Source organism: Kitasatospora sp. NPDC057738, from assembly GCF_042798815.1.
Taxonomy (GTDB): domain Bacteria; phylum Actinomycetota; class Actinomycetes; order Streptomycetales; family Streptomycetaceae; genus Kitasatospora; species Kitasatospora lactacystinica.
The window spans coordinates 31148-55417 of sequence record NZ_JBHVJT010000025.1 but is presented as its reverse complement, the minus strand read 5'-3'; the positions used below and the strand labels follow the sequence as shown (position 1 = coordinate 55417).

Annotated in this window: 23 protein-coding genes; 14 read left to right on the top strand and 9 right to left on the bottom strand. The window is 73.2% G+C overall.

All coding sequences use genetic code 11. The features are described from left to right. Positions 1–111: 111 nt before the first annotated feature. On the bottom strand, positions 112–384 hold the full coding sequence (locus ACFVGO_RS16270; RefSeq protein WP_359901593.1) for a DUF6343 family protein: 273 nt from the start codon (positions 382–384) through the stop codon (positions 112–114). A gap of 75 nt (positions 385–459) precedes the next feature. Here ACFVGO_RS16270 and ACFVGO_RS16265 point away from each other — a divergent pair, with 75 nt between their 5' ends. Then, a complete protein-coding gene (locus ACFVGO_RS16265) occupies positions 460–711 on the top strand; it encodes an I78 family peptidase inhibitor (protein ID WP_359901590.1) in 252 nt (83 codons plus the stop codon). Between the two features lie 135 nt (positions 712–846). On the opposite strand, the gene ACFVGO_RS16260 is transcribed toward ACFVGO_RS16265, so the two are convergent. Together ACFVGO_RS16260 and fabG are read right to left on the bottom strand one after the other, a co-directional pair. Next, on the bottom strand, positions 847–1509 hold the full coding sequence (locus ACFVGO_RS16260; RefSeq protein WP_359901587.1) for a phosphatase PAP2 family protein: 663 nt from the start codon (positions 1507–1509) through the stop codon (positions 847–849). A gap of 378 nt (positions 1510–1887) precedes the next feature. Beyond that, positions 1888–2655, bottom strand: coding sequence for a 3-oxoacyl-ACP reductase FabG (fabG, locus tag ACFVGO_RS16255; protein ID WP_359901584.1), 768 nt, complete (start codon positions 2653–2655; stop codon positions 1888–1890). A gap of 469 nt (positions 2656–3124) precedes the next feature. Here fabG and ACFVGO_RS16250 point away from each other — a divergent pair, with 469 nt between their 5' ends. Beyond that, positions 3125–3925: a MarR family winged helix-turn-helix transcriptional regulator gene (locus ACFVGO_RS16250; protein ID WP_380348804.1), complete on the top strand. Its 801-nt coding sequence runs from the start codon at positions 3125–3127 to the stop codon at positions 3923–3925. A gap of 181 nt (positions 3926–4106) precedes the next feature. On the opposite strand, the gene ACFVGO_RS16245 is transcribed toward ACFVGO_RS16250, so the two are convergent. After that, positions 4107–4973, bottom strand: coding sequence for an aldo/keto reductase (locus ACFVGO_RS16245; protein ID WP_359901578.1), 867 nt, complete (start codon positions 4971–4973; stop codon positions 4107–4109). 557 nt (positions 4974–5530) lie between these two features. On the opposite strand from ACFVGO_RS16245, the gene ACFVGO_RS16240 reads away from it, so the two are divergent. The 11 genes from ACFVGO_RS16240 to ACFVGO_RS16190 all read left to right on the top strand — a co-directional run bounded on the left by ACFVGO_RS16240 (position 5531) and on the right by ACFVGO_RS16190 (position 16644). Continuing rightward, the gene (locus ACFVGO_RS16240) at positions 5531–7306 is read left to right on the top strand and encodes an ABC transporter transmembrane domain-containing protein (protein WP_380632294.1); all 1776 of its coding nucleotides are present in this window, start codon (positions 5531–5533) and stop codon (positions 7304–7306) included. 43 nt (positions 7307–7349) lie between these two features. Continuing rightward, a complete protein-coding gene (locus ACFVGO_RS16235; RefSeq protein ID WP_359901573.1) occupies positions 7350–9122 on the top strand; it encodes an ABC transporter ATP-binding protein in 1773 nt (590 codons plus the stop codon). Between the two features lie 160 nt (positions 9123–9282). Then, entirely contained in the window at positions 9283–9528 is a 246-nt protein-coding gene (locus tag ACFVGO_RS16230) for a LapA family protein (RefSeq protein WP_359911650.1), read from the top strand. 47 nt (positions 9529–9575) lie between these two features. After that, positions 9576–10304: an amino acid ABC transporter ATP-binding protein gene (locus tag ACFVGO_RS16225; protein WP_359911719.1), complete on the top strand. Its 729-nt coding sequence runs from the start codon at positions 9576–9578 to the stop codon at positions 10302–10304. 99 nt (positions 10305–10403) lie between these two features. Then, complete coding sequence (locus tag ACFVGO_RS16220) at positions 10404–11285, top strand: glutamate ABC transporter substrate-binding protein (RefSeq protein ID WP_359911653.1); 882 nt, start codon at positions 10404–10406, stop codon at positions 11283–11285. 12 nt (positions 11286–11297) lie between these two features. After that, complete coding sequence (locus tag ACFVGO_RS16215) at positions 11298–11942, top strand: amino acid ABC transporter permease (protein WP_359911656.1); 645 nt, start codon at positions 11298–11300, stop codon at positions 11940–11942. Then, complete coding sequence (locus ACFVGO_RS16210) at positions 11939–12808, top strand: amino acid ABC transporter permease (protein ID WP_359911659.1); 870 nt, start codon at positions 11939–11941, stop codon at positions 12806–12808. Before ACFVGO_RS16215 ends, ACFVGO_RS16210 begins: the two co-directional genes overlap by 4 nt. A gap of 174 nt (positions 12809–12982) precedes the next feature. Beyond that, on the top strand, positions 12983–13888 hold the full coding sequence (locus ACFVGO_RS16205; protein ID WP_359911662.1) for a LysR family transcriptional regulator: 906 nt from the start codon (positions 12983–12985) through the stop codon (positions 13886–13888). 158 nt (positions 13889–14046) lie between these two features. Continuing rightward, positions 14047–14628 (top strand): cysteine dioxygenase family protein, encoded by a 582-nt coding sequence (locus ACFVGO_RS16200; protein ID WP_359911665.1) that lies wholly within the window; start codon positions 14047–14049, stop codon positions 14626–14628. A 58-nt stretch (positions 14629–14686) separates the two neighbouring features. Continuing rightward, positions 14687–15814 carry a putative sulfate exporter family transporter gene (locus ACFVGO_RS16195; RefSeq protein ID WP_359911722.1) on the top strand — a complete coding sequence of 376 codons (1128 nt, stop codon included), beginning with the start codon at positions 14687–14689 and terminating at the stop codon, positions 15812–15814. A gap of 116 nt (positions 15815–15930) precedes the next feature. Next, complete coding sequence (locus ACFVGO_RS16190; protein ID WP_359911668.1) at positions 15931–16644, top strand: spermidine synthase; 714 nt, start codon at positions 15931–15933, stop codon at positions 16642–16644. A 289-nt stretch (positions 16645–16933) separates the two neighbouring features. Here ACFVGO_RS16190 and ACFVGO_RS16185 read toward each other — a convergent pair whose 3' ends face one another. The 3 genes from ACFVGO_RS16185 to ACFVGO_RS16175 form a co-directional block, all read right to left on the bottom strand. Then, the gene (locus ACFVGO_RS16185; RefSeq protein WP_380632289.1) at positions 16934–18862 is read right to left on the bottom strand and encodes a hypothetical protein; all 1929 of its coding nucleotides are present in this window, start codon (positions 18860–18862) and stop codon (positions 16934–16936) included. A gap of 139 nt (positions 18863–19001) precedes the next feature. Further along, complete coding sequence (locus tag ACFVGO_RS16180) at positions 19002–19844, bottom strand: TetR/AcrR family transcriptional regulator (protein ID WP_380632287.1); 843 nt, start codon at positions 19842–19844, stop codon at positions 19002–19004. A 98-nt stretch (positions 19845–19942) separates the two neighbouring features. Continuing rightward, a complete protein-coding gene (locus ACFVGO_RS16175) occupies positions 19943–20452 on the bottom strand; it encodes an NUDIX domain-containing protein (RefSeq protein ID WP_359911677.1) in 510 nt (169 codons plus the stop codon). A 111-nt stretch (positions 20453–20563) separates the two neighbouring features. On the opposite strand from ACFVGO_RS16175, the gene ACFVGO_RS16170 reads away from it, so the two are divergent. Beyond that, the gene (locus tag ACFVGO_RS16170; RefSeq protein WP_380632285.1) at positions 20564–21787 is read left to right on the top strand and encodes a serine hydrolase domain-containing protein; all 1224 of its coding nucleotides are present in this window, start codon (positions 20564–20566) and stop codon (positions 21785–21787) included. A gap of 2 nt (positions 21788–21789) precedes the next feature. Here ACFVGO_RS16170 and ACFVGO_RS16165 read toward each other — a convergent pair whose 3' ends face one another. Continuing rightward, positions 21790–22113, bottom strand: a complete 324-nt coding sequence (locus ACFVGO_RS16165; RefSeq protein ID WP_359911682.1) for a nuclear transport factor 2 family protein — start codon at positions 22111–22113, stop codon at positions 21790–21792. A gap of 223 nt (positions 22114–22336) precedes the next feature. Continuing rightward, positions 22337–23860, bottom strand: coding sequence for an aldehyde dehydrogenase family protein (locus ACFVGO_RS16160; RefSeq protein WP_380348819.1), 1524 nt, complete (start codon positions 23858–23860; stop codon positions 22337–22339). Positions 23861–24270 lie beyond the last annotated feature (410 nt).

The following is a 24270-nucleotide window of genomic DNA, read 5'->3' as shown; positions in this document are numbered from 1 at the left end:
GGCGAGCGTGGGAAACGAGGGGGTGTGAGGGGGGCGTCGGGGTGTGGAAGGTCGGCGGCGGGGGGGGGGAGGTGGGCGGGGTCGCCTCCCCACTCCATGGGAGACACCACGTCAGAGCTCGGTCCGGCGACGCCGGATCACCACCACGAGATCGACGGCGGCGAACAGGGTGAGCAGGCCGCAGGCCACGGCGAAGCCGGTGAGGGTGCCACGGCTGGGCGCGCCGTCGGCGGGGGAGGCGGCCGCCCAGAGCGCGAAACCCACCGTCGCCAGTGCGAACAGCGGAGTGAAGGTGAGCGAGAGCAGGTAGCGGAGCTTGAGATCGCTGCGGGCGGTGGCCGGCTCGGTGCCGCTGCGCCACCGTCGCGGAGTGGTGGTGCGCATGCCGTTCACCTCTTGACCACGCCGGTCGGGCTACGATTCCAGCGTACGTCCGAGGAGACGAGCCGGGGAGGCGCGATGTCGGGTTCGGGCGCGGTGGGGGCGGGGTCCGGCGCGGCGGGTCCGGGCGCCGGTTCGGGTGCGGGGGGTCAGGACGGCGAGGGATACGCGGGGCTGCGGATCGAGCGGGCCCGGGAGCTGGCCCGGAGGCACGGCTGGGCGTCGGTCCGGGTGCTGGAGCCGGGTGACCTGATGACCATGGAGTACCGCCAGGGGCGGCTCAACCTCGCGGTGCGCAACGGTGTGGTCGAGCGCAGCTGGGAGGGGTAGGTCCGGCCCGTTCCGTCGGCTCGGGGGCCGGGTCCGGCTTCGGCATTCGGGGTTCGGCTTCGGCTTCGGTGCGGACCTGGTGCGGGTCGGGTTCGCCGTGGCTCGGGTGCGGTTCGGGTCGGGCGTGGCTCGGGTTCAGCAGGGCAGGTGCCGGCGGGCGAAGCGCCGGCGGAGCCGCTGTTCGGCGGTGGCGACCAGGGGCTCCAGCAGTGGCAGCGAGAGCAGGACGAGCAGTCCGGCGGCCCAGCCGGCCAGGACGTCGGTGACCCAGTGGGTGCCCAGGTAGACCGTGGTCAGGCCGATCGAGCAGGCGGTGGCGGCGGCGATCAGCGCGCCGGTGCGCCGCCAGCGGACGGCGAGGTAGGCGAGCACCCCCCACGTGACCACCGCGTTGGCGGTGTGGCCGGAGGGGAAGATGGTGCCGCCGGAGAAGAGCTCGGGCGAGCCGACGTACTGGGCGTAGTGCGGGCCGAGCCGGCCGGTGACGATCTTGACCGCGCCGACGGTGACGTTGAGCAACAGCAGCGCGATGCCCATGACCAGCAGCGGGCGCAGCCGGCCGAGGCGGTGGGCCCGCCAGCCGAGCCAGCAGAAGGCGGCGATCGCCGAGGGCCCGCGTTGCCCGGCGACCACCCAGGTGTCGAGCAGCGGCTCCAGCCGGGGCCACCGCTCGTAGGGGCGCAGCAGTCGGACCGACCAGTCGAGGTCGACCAGCTCGGTGTTGAGCAGGACCCCGGCCAGTACCAGCAGGTAGCCGGCGAGGGTGACGGCGAGCAGGGCGGCCTGCCGTCGGCTCATCGGGGGCCAGCCGGGTTCACCGGGGCCGGGGCCGGCCGGGGGGAGGGGGTGTCCCGGGGTGGTGGGGCGTTCCCGGCGGTCGGGTTCGGCGGTGCGGCGCTCCGGCCTCTGGCGCGGAATGGGAGCGGGGGTACTTCTGGATTGCACGGGGTGACCTTACCCAGCCGGACAGGGCTATTCCGGTGGTAATTGTCATTTTCCCGGGAAATCGACAATTGGGTCGATCGGGGCTGGCTCGGGGGGTGATTTCCACTATTCCAGGATCGAAAGTCCGTGTGGTCGTCGAATGATTCTGCAAAAGCCCCGGTAAAGCAGGAGGAGTGGGAGGCCGGTGCGACCGGCTTCCCACTCCGTGGTAACCCTGTGTAGGTTCCGTGCTCAGTCGAGGGGGCCGCCCGCGACGTAGATCACCTGGCCGGAGACGAAGCCGGCGCCCTCGCTCGCGAGGAAGGAGATGGTGTGGGCGACGTCCTCAGGCTCGCCGACCCGCTGGACCGGGATCTGCGAGGCCGCGGCCCGCTTGAAGTCTTCGAAGTCCATGCCGACCCGGGCGGCGGTGGCTGCTGTCATGTCCGTGGCGATAAAGCCGGGGGCGACCGCGTTGGCCGTGATGCCGAACTTGCCCAGCTCAATGGCCAAAGTCTTGGTGAAGCCCTGGAGCCCCGCCTTGGCGGCCGAGTAGTTGGCCTGGCCGCGGTTGCCCTGGGCCGAGGAGGAGGACAGGTTGACGATGCGGCCGAAACCGGCGTCGACCATGTGCTTCTGCACGGCGCGGGTCATCAGGAAGGCGCCGCGGAGGTGAACGTTGATGACCGTGTCCCAGTCGGACTCGGACATCTTGAAGAGCAGGTTGTCGCGGAGTACGCCCGCGTTGTTCACCAGGACGACCGGGGTGCCGAGCTCGGCGGCCACCCGGTCGACGGCGGCCTGGACCTGCTCGGCGTCCGAGACGTCGGCGCCGACGGCCAGCGCCCTGCCGCCGGCGGCGGTGATCCGGTCGACGGTCTCCTTGCCGGCCGCCTCGTCGAGGTCCAGGACGGCGACCGCGTAGCCGTCGGCGGCCAGCCGGACGGCGGTGGCGGCGCCCAGGCCGCGGGCGGCGCCGGTGACGACGGCGACCCGGGGGGCGGTGCTCTGCTCGGTCATGCTCGGTCTCGTCTCTCTCGGGGTTGCCTCCCGGGGAGAGCCCCCGGAGAGGGTGGCCACACCCTACCGGCGGGTAGGGAGGGCGGCCAGGGTGGAGAGACGCAGGTGACGGTGGGTAAGGACCGACCGGTCGGCTTTCTGCTGAGAACGAGTTACTGCAAGCCGTTCGCAGTCCGTAAATATGCCAATGTTGCCGAACCTGCGTCTACTATCCGCCCCTGCCTGCCAGCAAGGGCCCGCCGTTTGTATAGTGTCCGCCAGCAGCCACCGGCTGCACGGCTGGAGCGCCCTCCCTCATAGCTGGACGCCCACTCGCCGTTACTGCCCCACCCGGGTGTCCCACACACACCGGGTGTGACATCGGGACGGATACATGGTGCTGGGGGAGATCCCGACAACCCGCGTGTCTGCGCGACTGCAGCAGTCGCCCGGACACCTCATTCGCGTTGCACAGCAGGTCCACACCCGTTTGTGGTCCGAACACGTCGGAGCCGATCTCACGGCTCCGCAGTTCGCCGTGCTGCTGGTCCTGGCCCTGGAACCGGGTGCGGACCAGCGGACGGTCGGCGAGCGGGCCTCGCTCGACAAGGCCACGATGGCGGAGATGGTCGCGCGGCTGGTCCGCCGCGGCCTGGTGCTGCGCAGGCGCGACCCGGCCGACGGCCGGCGCAAACTGTTGGCGCTCTCGCAGAGCGGTGCCCAGGCGGTGCGCGAGGCCACCGGTGGTGTGGTCCGCGTTCAGCGCGTCCTGTTCGAGCCGCTCTCTGCGGAGGAACAGGTCGAGATCGTCCGGGTGATGGCCAAGATAGCCAGGCTGGAGCCCGCGGCGGTCGCCGTCATCACCGACGCGCGGCCGATACTGGACGCCCAGCGGGCGATCGGCTACCTGATCAGGGTGAGCCAGCAGGTGCACACCAAGCTCTGGTCGGAGCACGTGGGCGCCGAGCTGACGGCTCCGCAGTACGCGGTGCTGGACGCGCTGGAACTGGAACCGGGCGCCGACCAGCGCACGGTCGGCGAGCTGGCCTCGCTGGACAAGGCCACGATGGCCGAGATGGTCAGCCGACTGGTGCGCCGCGGCCTGGTGCAGCGCCGGCGCGACCCCTCGGACGGGCGGCGCAACCTGCTCTCGCTCTCACCGGCGGGACAGGACCTGCTGCACCGCTCGGCCGCCGGGGTGGCCGAGGTCCAGCGGCTGCTGCTGGCCCCGCTGGAGGAGAGCGAGCACGAGGCCGCGCTCGCGCTCATCGCGAAGGCGGGCAGGCTCTAGGTCAAGACTTCGCCGCAGTAGCCAAAACGATTCGCCAAAACGCTGAGGGTCCATGGCCATGGACTTTGACGGATCGGGGTACACCTGAGGCCGCCCGCTCCCCCCACGGGAGCGGGCGGTCTTCGGCATGACGGCCGTCAGGCGATCCGGGTGTCCGGGGGCCGGACCCCCGGGCCGGGCGTCAGTTCCAGTCGAACTCCTGCGGGTCCGGGCCGATCCGCTTGCCGGTGGCCACGGCGGCGATCGCCGCGAGGTCCTCGGCGTCCAGCTCGAAGCCGGCGACGTCCAGGTTCTCGCGGATCCGGGACGGGGTGACCGACTTCGGGATGGCGATCACGCCGCTCTGGAGGTGCCAGCGCAGCACCACCTGGGCGACCGTGCGGCCGTGCTTCTCGGCGGTCTTCACCAGGGCGGGCTCGGCGAGCAGGTCCTTGCCCTGGCCCAGCGGGCTCCAGGCCTCGGTGGCGATGCCGTGCTCGGCGTGGAACGCGCGCAGCTCCGCCTGGGGGAAGTACGGGTGCAGCTCGACCTGGTTCAGGGCCGGGGCGACGGAGGCCTCGCCCAGCAGGCGGCTCAGCTGCTCGGTGCCGAAGTTGGAGACGCCGATCGACCTGACCCGGCCGTCCGCCTTCAGCTGCTCGAAGGCCTTCCAGATGTTCAGGTAGCTGTCGCCGTGCATCGGGCGCGGCCAGTGGATCAGGTAGAGGTCGAGGTATTCGAGGCCGAGCTTGGCCAGCGAGGCGTCGAACTCGCGCAGCACCGCGTCGCGGCCCTGCTCGCCGGACCAGTCGCGGGTGCCCGAGTTCCACAGCTTGGTGGTGACGTAGAGGTCCTCGCGGGCGACGCCGCCCGCCAGGGCCTCGGCGATCGCCGCGCCGGTGCCGGCCTCGTTCTCGTAGATGGCCGCGGTGTCGATGGAGCGGTAGCCCGCCTCGATCGCGGTGCGGACGGCCGGGGTGGCCTCGGCGTCCGGGACCTGCCACACGCCGAAGCCGAGCTGCGGGATCTGCGCGCCGTCGTTGAGGGTGACGGTGGGGATGGTGCTCACGGGAAGGGGTGCCCTCCTGATTGTCCTGTGGTTCCAGTGGGGGCAACTGGCGTCCCGGTGTGATTGTTCCCGCCGAACGGGCGAATCTTGGGTGAAGCTTTGCGGGGGTTTGGCCGAGGGGCCGGCCGACCCGGGGCGGGGTCGGGACCGCCCCGGCGGGGCGTGCGGGGGGCGTGTGGGTCCGGCTCGCGGGGGCCGGGGTGCGGAGCGCGCGGGCCGGGGCGAAAAGCCGTGGTGAAAAACACGTTGCGCAGATCGCGCGGAGGTTGGCAGGCTCCCGATCATGACGTCCTGACTCTCGGGCCCTTCGTGCCCATCCCACCCCGTCCGGCTCCGCTCCGGGCGCATCGTCGACGTCGCGCCGCAGCCGTGCTGCCGTGCCGCGCGTCATCCGCCTGCCGGTTCGGGCCGCTCCTCGTCGGGCCGCCCGCCGTAGGGCCGCCGTCCGCACTGCGCGCACGTCACCCCGGTGCTCCGTGCGCGCCGCTCCTCGAACTCCTGTAGCTCTCCCGAACCCCTGTGCGCTCGTGGCCGCGCACCGCTCGTATCGGAGTGTCATGCTGCTCACCCCCCTGCCGCTGGCCGATCCCGGCAGTCCCGACCTCTCCTCACCCCCGGCCTTCCTGCGCTGGCTGCAGCGCCGCCAGCGGCGCGGGCAGGTGCTCGCCACCCTCTGGTCGCTGATCGAGCTGGGGTGCCGGGCCGCCCTGCCGATACCGCTCGGGTTCGGCGTGCAGGCCGCCGTGGACGGCGACGCCGGCGGGATCTGGCGGGCCGGCGGGATCCTGCTGCTGCTCGGTGCGGGTGCCGCGCTCGGCGCCGTGCTGGTGCACCGCCAGGCGGTCTGGAACTGGATCCACGCGGCCACCCACGTACGGCAGTTGGTGTCCCGGCAGGCCTCGCGCCTCGGGGCCGGGCTGTCCCGCCGGATCGCCACCGGAGAGGTCGTCGCGGTCGGCAGCGGGGACGTCGAGCGGATCGGCTGGTACGTCGAACTGGTCGCCCGGGTCCGGTCGGCGGTGATCGTCTGGTTGGCCGTCAGCGTGGCGGTGCTGCTGGTCGATCCGGTGCTCGGGGCCGGGGTGCTGCTCGGCGTCCCGGTGCTGGCGGCCTCCGTCTGGCCGCTGATCGGGCCGTTCGAGCGGCGCTACGAGCAGCAGCGCACCCTCGGCGGCAAGGCCACCGAGCTGGCGGCCGACACCGTCGCCGGGCTGCGGGTGCTGCGCGGCATCGGCGGCGAGGAGCTGTTCCTGGAGCGGTACCGGGCCGCCTCCCAGAAGGTCCGGGCCGCGGCCGTCCGCTCGGCCCGGATCCAGTCGCTGATGCAGGCTCAACAGGTCTTGCTGCCAGGCCTGTTCGTGGTCGGCGTCACCTGGTACGGCGCCCGGCTGGTGGCCTCCGGCGAGCTCGCCGTCGGCACCCTGATCGCGGTCTACGGCGCCACGGCCTTCCTGGCCGCCCCGCTGCGCATCCTGGGCGAGGCGGCGCACGCGTGGAGCGTGGCCCGGGTCTCCGCCGCGCGCACCGTCCGGGTGCTCTCGCTCGGCCGGACGACCGGCACGGCCGATGCCTCACTGGTCCGGCCGGACAAGGCCGACCTGCACGACCCGACGAGCGGGCTGACGGCGCGGGCCGGCGAGCTGACCGCGGTGGTCTGCGGGGACCCGGACTTCGCGGGGGCGCTGGCCGAGCGGCTCGGCGGCCACGTCCCGCCGGCCGAGGGCGAGCGGGCGCAGGCCCCGGTGCGGCTCGGCGGCACGGAGCTGGACGCGGTGCCGCTGGCCGAGGCCAGGGCGGCGGTGCTGGTCCACGACAAGGAGCCGGTACTGCTCTCCGGCACGCTGGCCGAGCTCTTCGACATCCCCTCCTCGGGGCGGGTCACGGCCGCCGCGGCCCTGGCGGCGGCCCGGTCGGAGGACGTGCTGACGGCCCTGGCGGAGGGTTCGCCGGAGTGCGGGGGAGACCCGATGCGCGCCCGGATCACCGAGCGCGGACGCTCGCTCTCCGGCGGGCAGCGCCAACGGCTCGCCCTGGCCCGCGCCCTGCTGGCGGACCCGCCGGTGCTGGTGCTGGACGAGCCCACCAGCGCGGTGGACGCCCACACCGAATCGAGGATCGCCTCCGGGCTGCGGGACACCCGGGCGGGCCGCACCACCGTGGTGTTCGCGACCAGCCCGCTGCTGCTCGACCGGGCGGACCGGGTGGTGCTGCTGCAGGAGGGCCGGGTCGTCGCGGCCGGGCCGCACCGCGAGCTGATGCGCACCGAGTCGGCCTACCGGGCCGTGGTCACCCGCGGCGAGGAGGCGGCCGCTCCGGTGGGTGAGGCCGTATGAGGAACATCGTCAACTTCCCTGCTACGCACGCGAGGAGCACGTCATGAAGCCTCCGTTCCAGGAGGAACAGGAGCCGGCCGCCACCCTGCCGGTCGGCTCCCCGGCCGCGGTGCGCGGGTACCTGCTGCTGCTCGCGCGGCGGCACCGCGCCGGGTTCTCCGCGGTGGTGTCGCTGCACTCCGTGGCCACCGTGGCCGGGCTGGTCGGGCCCTGGGTGCTCGGGCGCCTGGTCGAGTCGCTGGCCACCGGGACCGTCGGGTCCACCATCGCGGTGGCGGTCGCCTGGTACCTGCTGGCACTCGTGGTGCAGGCGGCGTTCACCGGCTGGTCGAGGATGCGCGGCGCGGTGCTCGGCGAGCGGGTGCTGGCCGACCTGCGCGAGGACTTCCTGGTCCGCTCGGTGGCCCTGCCGACCGGCGTGCTGGAGCGGGCCGGTACCGGGGACCTGGTCTCCCGGGGCACCACCGACATCGACCGGCTGGACAAGTCGGTGCGCGAGGCGGTGCCCGAACTCGCCGTCGCCGTGGTGTCGTTGCTGCTGGTGCTCGGCGCGCTGCTGGTCACCTCGCCACTGCTCGCGCTGACCTCGCTGATCGGGCTTCCGCTGCTGCTGGTCAGCTCCCGCTGGTACTTCCGGCGCGCGCCGCAGTCCTACCGCAGCGAGTCGGCCGGGTACGCGGCGGTGAGCAACGTGCTGGCCGAGACGGTGGACGCCGGGCGGACGGTGGAGGCGCTGCGGCTGGGGGACCAGCGGGTCCGGCTGACCGACCGCAAGCTGCGCGAGTGGTTGGCCTGGGAGCGGTACACCCTGTGGCTGCGCTCGGTCTGGTTCCCGACCATCGACGCGGTCTACACCTTGGCGGTGCTCGCCACCATGCTGTTCGGCGGGCTGTTCACCGTCCAGGGCTGGATCACCGTGGGCCAGTTGACCACCGGCGTGCTCTACGCGCAGATGCTGACCGGCCCGGTGGACATGATCCTGCGCTGGTACGACGAGCTCCAGATCGGCCAGGCCTCGCTGGCCCGGCTGGTCGGCGTGCGCGAGGTGCCCGAGCACGAGGGGGACGAGTCCGTCCTGCCGGACGGCCGTCGGGTCGAGGCGAAGGACGTCCGGTTCGGGTACCGCGAGGGCGCCGACGTCCTGCACGGGATCAGCCTGGACGTCCCCCCGGGCAGCCGGGTCGCGCTGGTCGGGCCGTCCGGCGCGGGCAAGTCCACCCTCGGCCGGCTGCTGGCCGGGATCTACGCCCCCGGCCGCGGCAGCGTGACCCTCGGCGGGGCGGCGCTGGCGCGGATGCCGGCCGAGCGGGTGCGCGCGGAGGTCGCCCTGGTGAACCAGGAGCACCACGTCTTCGTCGGCACCCTGCGGGACAACCTGCGGCTGGCCGCGCCCGGGGCGGACGACACCGAGCTGCGGGCGGCGCTGGACGCCGTGGACGCCGGGGCCTGGGTGGACGCCCTGCCGGACGCCCTGGACACCGAGGTCGGCTCCGGCGGCACCTCACTGACCCCGCCGCAGGCCCAGCAGCTGGCACTGGCCCGGCTGGTGCTGGCCGATCCGCACACCCTGGTGCTGGACGAGGCCACCTCCCTGCTGGACCCGCGGGCCGCCCGCCATCTGGAGCGCTCGCTGTCCCGGGTGCTGGAGGGGCGGACGGTCATCGCCATCGCCCACCGGCTGCACACCGCGCACGACGCGGACGTGATCGCGGTGGTCGAGGGCGGGCGGATCAGCGAGTACGGCAGCCACCCGGAGCTGGTCGCGGCGGGCGGTCCGTACGCGGCGCTCTGGCGGTCCTGGCGGGACGAGCGGTAGCGGGCTCCGGTCCGGCCGGGCGGCCGGACCGGAACGGGCCGGAGTCGGGCCGGAGCGGACTCAAACCCGTACGGGGCCTGATTGCCCCGTACGGGTTACTCCCTGGCCCGGAAGAGCGCGTAACCGGGCAAATCGGCCGCCCGGCCCGCAGACTGCTCCGGTGACCAAGATTTCAGACGGACCATCCCGTTCCCCGCGCGGTGAGATCGGCGGCATCCCCACGCGCTACATCGGGATCGGCGTCATCGTCGTCCTCGCCGTGTGGTTCCTGTTCGCCAACCTCGACAGGGTCCAGATCCAGTTCTGGGTCTTCACCGTCACCGCGCCGCTCTGGATCGCGCTGCTGGCCACGCTGATCGCGGGCGTCGCGCTGGGCTGGCTGCTGAAGGGACGGCGCAACAGGTGACCGCGGCCCCCGGGCCGGCGCCGGCCGGCGCCTCGGCCTTCACCCCGCTGATCGAGATGCGCGGGGTCAACAAGCACTTCGGGGACCTGCACGTCCTGCAGGACATCGAGCTGACGGTCGGGCGCGGCGAGGTGGTCGTGGTCATCGGCCCGTCCGGCTCCGGCAAGTCGACCCTCTGCCGGGCGATCAACCGGCTGGAGCCGATCGAGGTCGGCACCATCCTGATCGACGGCCACCCGCTGCCCGAGGAGGGCAAGGGCCTGGCCAGGCTGCGCGCCGAGGTCGGCATGGTGTTCCAGTCCTTCAACCTCTTCGCGCACAAGACCGTGCTGCAGAACGTCTCGCTCGCGCAGATCAAGGTCCGCGGCCGGCCCAGGGCCGAGGCGGACGCCAAGTCCCACGCGCTGCTGGAGCGGGTGGGCCTCGCCGACCAGGCCGCCAAGTACCCGGCGCAGCTCTCCGGAGGGCAGCAGCAGCGGGTCGCGATCGCCCGCGCGCTGGCCATGGACCCGAAGGCCCTGCTGTTCGACGAGCCCACCTCGGCGCTCGACCCCGAGATGATCAACGAGGTGCTGGACGTCATGCGCCAGCTCGCGAGCGAGGGCATGACGATGATCGTGGTCACCCACGAGATGGGCTTCGCCCGGGCCTCCGCGAACCGGGTGGTGTTCATGGCCGACGGCCGGATCGTCGAGGACCGCGCCCCGGAGGACTTCTTCAGCGCCCCTGAGAGCGATCGCGCCCGGGACTTCCTGTCCAAGATCCTGAAGCACTGAGGCGGCGCCGTGAACCGTGAGACGACGCCCGGGGCTCGGCCCGCGGAGAGGCCGGTCGCGCGGCCCGGGGTGCGGCCCGCCGCACGGGCGGGCAGGCGCGTGCTCGCCGTCGCCCTGCTGCTCGCCGCGCTGGCGGCCGGCTGCGGAAAGCCCGGGACCCCGCCGCCCAAGGGCCCGCAGCCCAGCGCCCTGCCCAGCTACCAGGTCCAGGACGCCTCCGCGATCACCGGCTCGCCGACCCTGGACGCCGCCCGCAGCCGGGGCCACCTGGTGGTCGGCGCCAAGGAGGACCAGCCGTACCTGGGCCAGAAGAACCCGGCCACCGGCGAGTACTCCGGCTTCGACATCGAGATCGCCAAGATGGTCGGCGCCTCGCTGGGCTTCCCGCCGGACCGGATCCAGTTCAAGACCATCGCCTCGGCCAACCGCGAGACCGCCCTGCAGAACGGCCAGGTGGACTACTACGTCGGCACCTACACCATCAACGACAACCGGAAGAAGCTGGTCGGCTTCGCCGGCCCGTACTTCATCGCCGGGCAGTCGCTGCTGGTGCGCAAGAACAACGACACCATCCACGGCCCGGAGGACCTGGACGGCAAGAAGGTCTGCTCGGCGGCCGGATCGACGCCGTACCAGCGGATCCAGTCGAAGTACCCGAAGGCCGAGCTGATCGGCTACGACACCTATTCGGCCTGCGTGGACAACCTGATCACCAACCAGGTCGACGCGGTGACCACGGACAACGCGATCCTGCTCGGGTACGCGGCCAAGGTGCCGGACGAGCTCAAGGTGGTCGGCCCGCTGTTCTCGACCGAGCCGTACGGGATCGGGGTGCCGAAGGAGGACACCGTGCTGCGCGGCGCGATCAACGACGCGCTGGAGCACCACATCCAGAACGGCGACTGGCAGAGGGCCTTCGAGGCGACCCTCGGCCTCTCCGGGGAGCCGGCGCCCACCCCGCCGCAGATCGACCGGTACTGAGAGGGCCGCGCCGTGAAAACGCTGATCGACAACTGGTCGACCTACTGGGAGGGGTTCCTCGGCACGCTCTCGCTGTTCGCGGTGAGCGCCGTGCTGTCGCTGGTGCTGGGCGTGCTGATCGCGGGCTTCCGGGTCTCGCCGGTCAAGCCGCTGCGGGTGTTCGGGACGGTGTGGGTGACCTTGCTGCGCAACACGCCGCTGACGCTGCTGTTCTTCATCGTGGTGCTGGGCCTGCCCCGGTTCAACATCACCCTGCCCTTCTACACCTTCGCGGTGCTCGCGCTGGGCTGCTACACCTCGGCCTTCGTCTGCGAGTCGATGCGGTCGGGCATCAACACGGTGCCGACCGGGCAGGGCGAGGCGGCCCGCAGCCTGGGCATGAGCTTCGGGCAGACGATGAGCCTGGTGGTGCTGCCGCAGGCGTACCGCTCGGTGGTGGCGCCGCTCGGCAGTGTGATGATCGCGCTGGCCAAGAACACGGCGATCGCCGGCTCGTTCAGCGTCACCGAACTGCTGGGCACCTACCGGACCATCAACGAGCTGGGCTACAGCATCGTCTGGACCTTCGTCTGGATCGCCGTCGGATACCTGATCATCACTCTGGCCATCAGCGCCGTCTTCAACCTGCTGGAACGACGAGTGGCGGTGTCCCGATGACCGTTGAATCCTCGGCGCTGTACGACATCCCCGGCCCGAAGGCGCTCGCCCGGCACCGGCTGTACGGCGGGATCGCGCTGCTGCTGATCGCGGCGCTGATCGGCTGGGTGATCTACATGCTGTTCCACACCAACCAGTTCACGTACGCCAAGTGGCAGCCGTTCGAGTACCGGGGCGTGCAGGAACTGCTGCTGCGCGGGCTCGGCAACACCCTCAAGGCCTTCGGCTGGACGGTGCTGTTCGCGCTGCCCTTCGGCGCGCTGTTCGCGGCCGGGCGGCTCTCCGACCACCGGGTGGTGCGCTGGCTCTCCACGCTGGTGGTGGAGTTCTTCCGGGCCATGCCGGTGCTGGTGATGATCTTCTTCGTCTTCGTCGCGCTCAAGGTGCAGCCGCTCTGGGCGCTGGTGACCGGGCTGGTGCTCTACAACGGCTCGGTGCTGGCCGAGGTGTTCCGGGCCGGCGTGCTCGCCGTGCCCAAGGGCCAGCGGGAGGCGGCGTACGCACTGGGCATGCGCAAGACCCAGGTGATGTCGTACGTCCTGGTGCCGCAGGCCAACCGGGCGATGCTGCCGGCCATCATCAGCCAGCTGGTGGTCGCCCTCAAGGACACCTCGCTGGGCTTCCTGATCACCTACGAGGAGTTCCTGCACGCGGGCAAGCTGATCGCCACCAACCTGGACTACGACCTGCCGTTCATCCCGGTGGTGATGGTGATCGCACCGATCTACATCGGCATGTGTCTGCTGCTCTCCTGGCTCGCCCGCTTCGTGGAACGGCGCAGCCGGCGCAGCCCGGGCGTGCGCGGCGGGGCACCGGTGGTCAAGGCCGAGGTGGCGATGGGGCTGCCGCCGTCGGCGCAGCAGTGAGGAGCTTGGTTCGGGGCTGAACCATAGGTACGGGTGGGGTTGGGGTCGATACCTCCAAATTCCTCTTATGATTCTCGGGCGTCCGGGCGAGGCCCGGGCGCGGTCCGAGCACGGTCCGGGCGGGGCCGGAGCGGGGCTGTCGAGAACGGGTGGGCGGGAGGGATCATGGAGCCGGTGTTCGATTCGCGGCACATCAGGACGTTCCACGAGGTCGTCCGGGCCGGTTCCTACTCGGCGGCCGCCCGCGAGCTCGGCTACACCCAGCCCGCCATCACCCAGCAGATGAAGGCGCTCGAACGCACCGTCGGCGTTCCGCTCTTCACCCGGGCCGGGCGCGGACTGCGGCTCACCGAGGCCGGCGAGGCACTCTCCCGGCACGCCGAGCTGATCCTCGACAGCATGTCCGCCGCCCAGCAGCAGCTCGCCGCCCTCGCCCGGCTGCGCGCCGGACGGGTGCGGGTCTGCGCCTTCCCCAGCGCCAACGCCACCCTGATACCCGAGGCGATGGCCCGGCTGCTGGCCGAGCACCCCGGCGTGCGGGTCGAACTGCTGGAGGCCGAGCCGCCGGACTCCGTCCAGCGGCTGCTGCGCGGGGAGTGCGACATCGCGCTGGCCTTCCGTTACCCCGGCGTGGCCACCGAGGTGCCGGAGGGCGTGGACGAGATCCCGCTGATGGAGGACCTGCTCACGGTGCTGCTGCCGGTCGGGCACCCGCTCGGCCGCCGGCACGCCGTACGGCTGGCCGACCTCGGCGGCGAACGCTGGATCGCCGGCTGTCCGCGCTGCCGGGCCAACCTGCTGCACGTCTGCGCGGAGGAGGGGTTCGCGCCGGACATCGTGTTCTCCACCGACGACAACCTCGCGGTGCAGTCGCTCGTCGCCGCCGGGGTCGGGATCGCGCTGATGCCGGCACTGGTGCTCTCCTTCATGTGCCACCGCAAGGTCACCGGGCGGGCCGTCGAACCGCACCTGCGGCGGCAGGTGAGCGCGTACGTGCTGCGCGAGCACCGCCGGATCCCGGCCACCGGGCTGGTGCTGGACCACCTGCGGCAGGCGGCGGCGAGTCGGGTCGGGTGCTGAGCGCCGAACCGGGTGACGACTCCCGGCGGCGACCGGAAGCAGGTAGCCGGCAGTAGGTAACCGGTGAGCTGCTGCCCGCTGACATATAAGCGTTAGTGGGGAGGTTCCTTACGAACCCTCCTTGGACGTGATAGGTCGGCAGGGCCGAACCTGCTGGGATGACTCCCTCAGCCACGGTCGGCAGCGACCGACTCACCGAGCGGATGACCGCGCTGATCAGTGAGATCCGCGCCGTCGTGGACCGCGGACTCCCGCCGGAGCTCACCGCCTACCTGGTCGGCGAGCGACTCGCCCCGCACCTGCACGCCGACCCGGACGGCCCCGACGCGCTGCTCGCCCCCGCCCACCGCGAGGGCGACCCGCAGCGCTACCGCCAGCACGTCCTGCACGCCGAGGAGGACGGCAGCTTCTCCGTCGTCGCCCTGGTCTGGCTGCCCGGTCAGCAGACCCCGATCCACGACCACGTCTCCTGGTGCGTGGCCGGCGTCCACCAGGGCCAGGAGAGCGAGACCCGCTACCGGCTGGTCTCCGGCGGCCCCACCGCCCGGCTGGTCGAGACCGAGCACGTGGCCGGCCCGGCCGGTACCGTCGCCGCCTTCGCCCCGCCCGGCGACATCCACCTGGTGCGCAACTCCTGTAGCAGCACGGCGATCTCCATCCACGTCTACGGTGCGGACGTCTCCCGGCTCGGCACCAGCATCCGGCGGGTCTACCGGATGCCCGCCGACGGGCAGCAGTGATCCCGGCGTGGCACTGACCCTCCGGCACCGCGCCGCCCGCACCCGCTCGTTGCCCCCGATGCGCGGGGACGCCCCCGGGCTGCTGCTCGCCGCCCTCGGGGTGGCCGCCGCGCTGGGCGTCCACGCGCTGGTGCCGGCCGTGCCCAAGCTCACCGCCGCCGTCGTGCTCGGCATGGCGGCGGCCCACCTGCCCGGGGTGCGCCCGGTGGTCCGCGGGATAGCCCGGCCGGGGCTGTCCACGGCCGGGAAGCGGCTGATGCGGCTCGGGATCGTGCTGCTCGGGCTCAAGCTCAGCCTGGACGACGTGCTCGGCCTCGGCTGGGCCACGGTGGCCATGGTGCTGGCCGTGGTCGCGGCCACCTTCGCGGGCACGCTCTGGCTGGGCCGGCGGCTCGGCCTGCCCGGTGACCAGCCGCTGCTGGTCGCCACCGGGTACTCGATCTGCGGGGCCTCGGCGATCGGCGCGGTCAGCCAGGCGGCGGGCAGCGAGGAGGAGGACGTCGCGGCCTCGGTGGCGCTGGTCACCCTGTGCGGGACGCTGGCGATCGTCGTGCTCCCGCTGCTCCAGCATCCGCTCGGGCTCGACGAGCTGGAGTTCGGGCGCTGGGTCGGGGCGAGCGTGCACGACGTCGGGCAGGTGGTCGCCACCGCGCAGACCAGTGGGGCCGGGGCGCTGCGGGAGGCGGTGCTGGTCAAGCTGATGCGCGTGGTGCTGCTGGCGCCGCTGGTCGCGGGGGTGGCCGTCATGGTGCGGCGGAACCTGCGGGCGGCGCGGATGGCGCGGGTGGCTTCGGTGAAGGTCGCGGCGGGGGTTTCGGCCGGGGCTTCGGCGGCGGTGACGTCGGCGGCGGGGGCTCCGGCGGAGGGCGAGGTGGGCGGGAAGCCGGGTGAGAAGTCGGGTGAGAAGTCGGTGAAGGCCGGCAACCGCCCGCCGATCGTGCCGCTGTTCGTGGCGGGGTTCCTCGCGATGATCGTCCTGCGGACCACCGGGGTGCTGCCCGAGCGGGCGCTCGGCCTGGCCTCGGACGCCCAGGAACTGCTGCTGGCCGCCGCGTTGTTCGGTCTCGGCAGTGCGGTGCACCTGCCGACCATGGCCCGCACCGGCGGGCGGATCGCACTGCTCGGGCTCGGATCCTGGGTGGTCGTCGCGGGAGTCTCGTACGCGGGGGTGCTGGTCACGACCTGACGGACCCGGGTGCGGACTCGGCTATTGTCGGGCGCAAGCCCACCCGGCCCGCCGGTACCAGGGCGGTGGTGCGGCCGAGTTCACCCGAGTTCACCCGAGTCCGCCAAGGAGGACGGATGACCACAGCACTGCCCGAACGCGACGGCCGCGAGGCCGTCGTCACGCTCGACCGGCGGGAGGGCCCGTACGGTGAGGTGGTGCTCCGGCAACGCGGTCGGGACTTCGAGATCATCGCCAACGGCTGCTTCCTGATGGACACCGCCGACGGGCGCTCGGAGCGGCTGCTGATCCAGACGGCCCTGGACGAGCTGGACCGTACGGGCGGCGGCCCGGTCGAGCGGCCGTCGGTGCTGATCGGGGGCCTCGGGGTCGGATTCTCGCTGGCGTACGCGGCGGCCGAGCCGCGCTGGGGGCGGATCGCCATCGTCGAGCGGGAGTCCGCGATCATCGACTGGCACCGGACCGGCCCGCTCGGCGCCTTCTCGGGCGGAGCACTGGACGACGAGCGGGTCGAGGTTCTCCACACCGACCTGCTGGAGTACCTCGCGGCGGCGGACGGCGAGCGCTACGACGCGCTGTGCCTCGACATCGACAACGGGCCGGACTGGACCGTCACCGAGTCCAACGACGGGCTGTACGGCGCGGACGGGCTGACGGTGCTGTGGCACCGGTTGCGGCCCGGCGGGGTGCTGGCCGTGTGGAGTGCGCAGCCTTCGCAAGCCTTCGAGGACGCGCTGCGGGCGGTGGGCTTCTCGGACGTGGTGTCGCACGAGGTCCCGGTCGCCCGGGGGGTGCCGGACGTGGTGCACCTGGCCCGGCGGGCGGGCTGAGCGCCGAAGCCGGTCCGGCCGGGGCGGAGCAGATGCGCCCGGAGCGTGGGTGAACCCGTCGGCGGTGTGCGGCGGTTGATGGCGGAGCGGATCGCGGCCGACCTCCGACGGCGCTCGCGGCAGGGGAGTTGGCGCCGGGGGGAGAGGGGCCGGGAGCGGGTAACGGATGACAGCTGACAGGTAACAGATTTCAGATTTCGTTCGCTGAAATCTGAAATCTGTCGACTGTCGAGTGTCGGCCGTCATCCGTTCGCCGTGTCACCGCGCGGCGGCTCGCCGCGCCTCCGGCTCAGCCGAACGGGCGGTTCTCCGGCTCGGCGCCGACCGCGGCTACCGGCTCCGGTTCGTCCGTCGGCAGGGCCGGGATGCCCTCCATGGAGAAGGGGTTGAAGTCCGGCGGCGGGACCATCACCGGTGTGCCCTTGCGCGGACCCGCCTCCTCCTCGTCCCCGGGCTGCTCCGATTCCTGTGCCGCCGCTTCCACTGCGACGGGCGGGGCCTGGGCCGGGACGACGGGCGGGGTCGAGGGCGGCGGCGGGACGGCAGGGCCCTGCGAGGGGAGGGTGGTGCCGAACGGATCGGCCTTCTGCTCGGTCGTGACCGTGGTCCCGAACGGGTCGGCGACCGGAGCGGCGCCCGCGGGCCGGGCCGCGGGCACGTCGCCCGGCGCGTCCGGGATGCCCTCCATGGAGAAGGGGTTGAAGTCGGCCGGCGGGACCATCACCGGCGTGCCCTTCGGGCGGTCCTCGGCATCCGGCGCCGTGTCCTCCGCACCGGAGGAGGGGACCTCCGCGACGGGCGCGAAGGGGTTGAAGTCCGCGGGAGGTACCCGTACCGGTGTGCCGCGCAGGTGCACCGGCTTCTCCTCCGCCTCCTTCTCGACGGCGGCAGCGACGGCAGCGGCAGCGGGGGCTTGATCCGGAACCTGAGCCGGAGCAGGGGCCTGCGCCGGGGCGGGTGTCCGGACCGGAGCGGGAGCCTGGACCGGAACGCCGTTCATCGCGGCCGGAACGCCGTCCCAGCCGAACTGGACGCTCTTCAGCAGCTCCGCGAACGCCTCCGTGTACAGCTCCCAGTCCTCCGGCCGCGCCGTGGACAGCTGGGCGCACAGCACCGTCCCGCCGTCCGGCAGCGGAACGAAGGCCTGGACGGCCGAGGTGACCACCCAGCGCCGCTGCCCGTCGGCGGCCAGCGGGCCGGGCACCGGGGCGGTCCGGCCCTCGACCAGGACGGCGGCCGGTCCGGCCGGCAGCAGGACGGTCCACACCTCGGCGTGCCGCCGGACGGTGGCCAGTTCGGTGGCGAGCGCGGTGATCGGCAGCGGGTGCCGGGCGAGCGAGACGACGAGGGCGGCGTCCGAGGTGCGGTCGTCCAGTTCCAGGGCGCAGACGCCGGCGTAGACGACGCCGGCGTCGCGGATCAGGTCGGCCAGAGTGGCGGAGATCACCGCGAAGTCGCGCCGCGGCTCCGGGCCGGTGGCGCTGAACAGTTCCTCGGCGACCTCCGCCAGGTGCCGGGCCAGTTCGTCGGCGGCCGCCACGGTGGCCGGGTCCGTACCGCCCGTCCGGTCCGTACCGCCCGTCCGGTCCGTGTCGCCGGGCCGGTGCGTGCCGTCGGGCAGTGCCGGCAGCGGGGGCACCGCACGGGCGGAGACGCCGGGCGGGCCGCCCGGGGAGGTCAGCGCGTGGAAGCCGGGCGGCACGACCAGCCGGACCTCGGCGCCCGCGCCGGTGGGCAGTTCGACCGGTTGCCGGGTCTGCTGCCCGGCCGCCAGCGCGGCCAGCGCGGGGGCGAACGGCGGGCGCAGCTTGGCGTCGGCGAACTCGCCGGTGACCGGGAGCTGGAACAGCGCGGCCGAGGTGGTGCCCCGGTCGGCGATGGCACCGCGCACCGCGCCGCCGCCGTACCGGGCCTGGAGCGCGGTGACCACCCGGTCGGTGAGCCGTGCACCGGTGCCCGGCCGGGCGGTGCCGGCGGTGGTCACCGTGCCGAGCCGGTCGAGGGCGGTGTGCACCGGGCCGTTGGGGGCCAGGGGCAGGCCGAACAGCGTTTCGGCGGCGGGGTGTTCGGCCGCCCGCGGGGCGCTCAGCGAGGCCGCCGGGTGGCGCGAGGTGCGCTCGTCGAAGAGGGCGTCGGTGAGGGTGCCGAGGGTCGCGCAGACCTGCTCCGCCGCCGCGAAGGGATTGGCCTCCACGCTGAACTGCACGTCCTGGGTCACCTGGTGAGCCCCCCGCTCTGCTCCGTCTGCCGTCGGTGTTTCGGGTGGGACCGGGCCCGCCGCGGCGGCGGGTCGTCAGATCCCGGCTCATTCCTATCAGAGCCCGCCGTCCGGACCGAACCGCAGGATGACCCGATGATCACTCGGTGGTGGTGCCGGTGGCCTGCGCGGACCCGTCCTCGGGGGTGCCGGCGGCGAGTGCGGTGACCGCCTCGACGATCCCCGGCACGGCGAACAGCCCCGCGAGGTCCCGCACCAGGCGCCCGGTCGGGCCGTCCGGGCGTTCGTCGGCGAAGAAGGAGGCCAGTTCGGCGGCGAGGGCCGGTTCGCGGGCGGCGGTGAGGGTGAGCGAGGCGACGAACTCCTGCACCAGGTGCAGCTGGAGCTCCTCCAGCGGCACCGAGCGCTCGACCAGCCACTCCAGCGAGGTGATCTCGGCGTTGGCGATCCAGGCCCGGACGGTCAGCCGCAGTCCGGCGCTCGGCTCGGGGAGCGCCAGGTGGGCCAGGATCTGCTCCTGTGCGGCCCTGCGCACGTCGTCGATCACCGCCGAGGTGCCCGCGCTGGCCGCAACCGAGCCGCCGCGCAGCAGCGCGGCGAAGCCCGGCCCGTGGCTCTGCACGAAGTCCAGGTAGCGGCCCATCACCCGGTGGAGCCGCTCCGACAGCGGCCCGTCCACGGGCTCCTCGAACCGGGCCGACAGCTCCTGCCCGGCCCGCCGCAGCGACTCCTCGTACAGCGCCTGCTTGCCGGGGAAGTAGTGGTACACCAGGGGCCGGGAGGCCCCCGCGGCGGCGGCGATGTCGTCGATCGACACTTCCTCCGGCGGCCGCCGGCTGAACAGTTCCAGCGCCACGGCGATCAGCTGCTCCCGCCGCTCGTCCACGCTCAGCCGCCGACGCGGCCGCTCGCCCGCCGCCCGGGCGGAGGCGGAGGTCCGTGCTGCGCGATCGGCCGTCGGTGACGGCGTACGGGAGGCCATGCGCGCCACCCTAGTTCGTCGAGGGCCCTGTGGTGGAGACAGGGGCCCACTGCTCTCCGGCCCGCGCACCGGGCCCGAACGCCGAGGTCGTGGCGGCGCTACGCGGACCGGAGGTCCAGGTAGCGGCGGTAGGCCTCGCGCCCGTCGGGGACGAAGGAGTCGCGGGTGAGGCGGTCGGCGAGTTCGGCGGGGGTGAGCCAGGTGTGCCAGGCGACCTCGGACTCCTGGGGGGAGACCGGGCCGTCCCACTCGGCCTCGTACATGTCGCACCACCAGGAGAGCCGGTCCTGCTCGAAGAGGAACTTGAACAGGGGGCGCGGGGCGATGCCGTGCACGCCGAGCTCCTCCTCGGCCTCGCGGACGGCGGCCTCGGCGTAGGTCTCGCCGGAGCCGACCACGCCGCCGACGAACATGTCGTACGCGCCGGGGGCGAAGAGCTTGGTGTCGGTGCGGCGGTGGACGAAGATCCGCCCGGCCGGGTCGCGGACCAGGATGAAGACGCAGCGGTGGGTGAGCCCGCGCCGGTACACCTCGCCGCGCAGGGCGGTCCCGATCACGCGGTCGTGCTCGTCGACGATGTCCAGCAGTTCCTCGGCAGGGTTGGTCATGAGGGACAGGTTAGGGTTTCGGGGCTCGGATCGAACGGATTCGATCGAAGGAGATCGAGAACGAACCCGAGTGGCACGAGAAGCAACGGAACTGGTCGAGGGCGGCACGCGGTGGTGGAGATCTGGGGCGAGACGGCCGAGGGGTTCGAGCCCGTACGGGCGGCCTTCGCGCGGAACTTCGCCGACTACGGCGAGCTCGGTGCGGCCTTCGCGCTGTACGTGCGCGGCCGCAAGGTGGTCGACCTGTGGGGCGGTGACGCCCGGCCCGAGGTCGGCGGCCGGCCGGCGCCCGCGGTGCCGTGGACGGCGGACACCGCGCAGGTGCTGCGCTCGGTCACCAAGGGCCTGACCGCGACCACCGCGCTGCTCCTGGCCGAACGCGGCCTGCTCGACCTGGACGCCCCGGCGGCCTCGTACTGGCCGGAGTTCGCGGCGGCCGGCAAGGGCCGTATACCGGTGGCCTGGCTGCTCTCGCACCAGGCCGGAGTGCCCGCGCTGGACGTGCCGCTGCGGCTGGAGGACGTGCTCACCTGGGAGCGCGCGGCCGCCGCAGTCGCCGCGCAGGCGCCCGCCTGGGAACCCGGCACCGCGCACGGCTACCACCCGTACACCTTCGGCTGGCTGGTCGGCGAGGTGGTGCGCCGGGTCAGCGGCCGGACGGTGGGCCAGTACTTCGCCGAGGAGGTCGCCCGGCCGCTCGGGCTGGACCTGTGGATCGGGCTGCCGGCCGGCGCCGCGCCCAGGGTCGGCAGGCTCGTCGACCTCCCGGCGCCGGACGCGGCCCGGACCGGTCCGAGCGGGCTGCGGCTGCGACCCAAGCAGTCCGTCCGGGACGCCTACCAGGACCCGGCCTCGCTGACCGCCCGCTCCTTCGCCTCGGTGCGCCCCGGCGTGGACCTCAACGACCCGGCGGTGCAGGCCGCCGAGATCCCCGGCGCCGGCGGCATCGGCACAGCCCGGTCACTCGCCCGGTTCTACGCGGCACTGATCGGCGCGGCCGACCGCCCGGACGGCTCCGGCGCGCTGCTGCCGCCGCTGCTCGGCCCCGAGGTGCTGGCACGCGCGGTCGAGCCGGCGGTGAGCGGGCCGGACCGGGTGCTGATCGTCAACTCCACCTTCGGCCTGGGCTTCTGGCGGCACGGCCCGACCGCGCCGATGGCCTCCCCGGCGAGCTTCGGCCACCCGGGTCGGGGCGGTTCGCTCGGCTTCGCCGACCCCGACCTGGGGCTGGGCTTCGGCTACGTCACCAACGGCATGCAGCCGGGCGTCACCGGGGACATCCGCTCGCGGAACCTGATCCGCGCGGTGCGGAGGTGCCTGGGGCTGGACCGGTAGCCTCAGGCCTGGCCGGTCTCGAAGCGGTGGATCTTCCCGCCGTCGACGGTGAAGCGCCAGGCGGTGCGCATGGTGCCCCAGGTCTCGTTGGTGAACTCGGCGACCAGCGCGTGGCCTCCGCTCGACTCGGTCTGGACGGCCATCCGGCCGTTCGGGCCGAAGATCTCCCGGTCGACCCAGTCCGCCAGGTCGCGCTCGGAGCCGTCGTCGGCCATGGTCGCGTCCGGGGCCAGCAGCGCGAAGAAGGCCTCGCGGTCGCCCGCGTTGACCGCGGTGACGAAGGCGCGGACGGCGGGGTCGCTGAGTTTCGTGGGGGCGATGGTCACGCGGGACTCCCTGATGGGGGTGAGGGGCGGGGAGTCCTGTCTACGGCTTTCGCGCGGGCCGTCCGGGCATGTCGGCGGCGCGTCGGTGAATTGACCGCATTCATGTGCTTTGATCCCCGGAACGGGCGATTCGCCCCGGAGCCCGCCACGGGGAGTGGCGAGGGAGCGGGAGGCCCCGATGGGCCTCCCGCTCCGCTTTCCCGGCCTCCCTGGCTCGTCGGGTCTAGAAGAAGCCGACCGCGTCGGGGGAGTAGCTGACCAGCAGGTTCTTGGTCTGCTGGTAGTGCTCCAGCAGCGCCTTGTGGGTCTCCCGCCCGATGCCGGAGTTCTTGTAGCCGCCGAAGGCCGCGTGGGCCGGGTAGGCGTGGTAGCAGTTCGTCCAGACCCGGCCCGCCTGGATGGCGCGCCCGGCCCGGTGGGCGGTGTTGATGCTGCGGGTCCACACGCCCGCGCCGAGCCCGTACTGGGTGTCGTTGGCGAGCGCGACGGCCTGGTCGAAGCCGTCGAAGCGGGTGACCGAGACGACCGGTCCGAAGATCTCCTCCTGGAAGACCCGCATCGAGTTGTCGCCCTCGAAGACCGTCGGCGTGACGTAGTACCCGCCGGCCAGCGTGCCGCCGAGGTCGGCCCGCTCGCCGCCCACCAGGATCCTGGCGCCCTCGTCCTGGCCGATCTCGAAGTAGGAGAGGATCTTCTTCAGCTGCTCGACGCTGACCTGCGCGCCGACCTGGGTCTCGGTGTCCAGCGGGTTGCCCTGGCGCATCGCCCGCACCCGCGCCAGGCCGTCGCCGAGCAGCCGCTCGTAGACCGGGGTCTCGATCAGGGCGCGGCTGGGGCAGGTGCAGACCTCGCCCTGGTTGAGGGCGAACATCGCGAAGCCCTCGACGGCCTTGTCGTAGAAGGCGTCGTCCTCGGCGGCGACGTCCGCGAAGAACACGTTGGGGCTCTTGCCGCCGAGTTCCAGCGTGGCCGGGATCAGGTTCTCGGCGGCCGAACGGGCGATCAGCCGGCCGGTGCCGGTCTCGCCGGTGAAGGCGATCTTGCGGATCCGGGGGCTGGCGGCCAGCGGGGCGCCGGCCTCCTCGCCGAAGCCGGTGACGATGTTGACCACGCCGGGCGGCACCAGGTCGGCGGTCAGCTCGGCGAGCAGCAGCACCGAGGCCGGGGTCTGCTCGGCGGGCTTGAGCACCACCGCGTTGCCGGCGGCGAGCGCCGGGGCGAGCTTCCAGACCGCCATCAGGATCGGGAAGTTCCACGGGATGATCTGGCCGACCACGCCCAGCGGCTCGTGGAAGTGGTACGCCACGGTGTCCTCGTCCAGCTGGGAGAGGCTGCCCTCCTGGGCCCGCAGCGCACCGGCGAAGTAGCGCAGGTGGTCGACCGCGAGCGGGAGGTCGGCGGCCAGCGTCTCGCGCACCGGCTTGCCGTTCTCCCAGCTCTCCGCGACGGCCAGCTGCTCCAGGTTGGTCTCCATCCGGTCCGCGATCCGCAGCAGGACCTGCGCGCGCTCGGCGGCGGAGGTGCGGCCCCAGGCCGGGGCCGCGGCGTGGGCCGCGTCCAGCGCGGCCTCGATGTCCTCGGCGGTGCCCCGGGCGACCTCGGTGAACACCTCGCCGGTGACCGGGGTCGGGTTGCCGAAGTACTCGCCGCGCACCGGAGGCGTCCATTCGCCGCCGATCCAGTGCTCGTACCGGGAGCGGTAGGCGACGATGCTGCCGGGCGTGCCGGGGGGCTGGTAGACCGTCATGTTCGCTGTCTCCTCGCTGCGTCGGGCGCCGCCGGGCACGGCTCGGGCCACGGGCGGCACGCCGGACCGCCCGTTCGGGGGCGGTCCGGCGGGAGGGGTCGGACACGCAATCGGACCGGCGCCCCGCCGGGGCGCCCGCCGCCGAGCACGATAACCGCCGGGCGCCCGGCGCGGCTACGGTCCGTACGCGTGTCCGGTACGGAGGGTGTGTCTTCCGGTCGCTCGCGGGGGCCTGGGCCGCCGGACGTTCCCGGACCGGATCTCCGCGGGACCCCGGGGCCCGATCCCGATCTCCGCGGGCGTCCCGAAACGGATCACTGCGGGGGCGCGCGTTTCGGACGCACCCCCGCGACCCGTGGCCGCGCGCCGTCGCGCGTCGGTGGGGCTGTTCCCGGCGTGCCTCCGTGAGC

Excerpts from the sequence above, each read along its gene's own strand:
- ACFVGO_RS16270 (WP_359901593.1), bottom strand. The coding sequence starts at position 384 with ATGCGCACCACCACTCCGCGACGGTGGCGCAGCGGCACCGAGCCGGCC.
- ACFVGO_RS16265 (WP_359901590.1), top strand. The coding sequence starts at position 460 with ATGTCGGGTTCGGGCGCGGTGGGGGCGGGGTCCGGCGCGGCGGGTCCG.
- ACFVGO_RS16260 (WP_359901587.1), bottom strand. The coding sequence starts at position 1,509 with ATGAGCCGACGGCAGGCCGCCCTGCTCGCCGTCACCCTCGCCGGCTAC.
- fabG (WP_359901584.1), bottom strand. The coding sequence starts at position 2,655 with ATGACCGAGCAGAGCACCGCCCCCCGGGTCGCCGTCGTCACCGGCGCC.
- ACFVGO_RS16240 (WP_380632294.1), top strand. The coding sequence starts at position 5,531 with ATGCTGCTCACCCCCCTGCCGCTGGCCGATCCCGGCAGTCCCGACCTC.
- ACFVGO_RS16235 (WP_359901573.1), top strand. The coding sequence starts at position 7,350 with ATGAAGCCTCCGTTCCAGGAGGAACAGGAGCCGGCCGCCACCCTGCCG.
- ACFVGO_RS16210 (WP_359911659.1), top strand. The coding sequence starts at position 11,939 with ATGACCGTTGAATCCTCGGCGCTGTACGACATCCCCGGCCCGAAGGCG.
- ACFVGO_RS16200 (WP_359911665.1), top strand. The coding sequence starts at position 14,047 with ATGACTCCCTCAGCCACGGTCGGCAGCGACCGACTCACCGAGCGGATG.
- ACFVGO_RS16195 (WP_359911722.1), top strand. The coding sequence starts at position 14,687 with ATGCGCGGGGACGCCCCCGGGCTGCTGCTCGCCGCCCTCGGGGTGGCC.
- ACFVGO_RS16190 (WP_359911668.1), top strand. The coding sequence starts at position 15,931 with ATGACCACAGCACTGCCCGAACGCGACGGCCGCGAGGCCGTCGTCACG.
- ACFVGO_RS16180 (WP_380632287.1), bottom strand. The coding sequence starts at position 19,844 with ATGGCCTCCCGTACGCCGTCACCGACGGCCGATCGCGCAGCACGGACC.
- ACFVGO_RS16175 (WP_359911677.1), bottom strand. The coding sequence starts at position 20,452 with ATGACCAACCCTGCCGAGGAACTGCTGGACATCGTCGACGAGCACGAC.
- ACFVGO_RS16160 (WP_380348819.1), bottom strand. The coding sequence starts at position 23,860 with ATGACGGTCTACCAGCCCCCCGGCACGCCCGGCAGCATCGTCGCCTAC.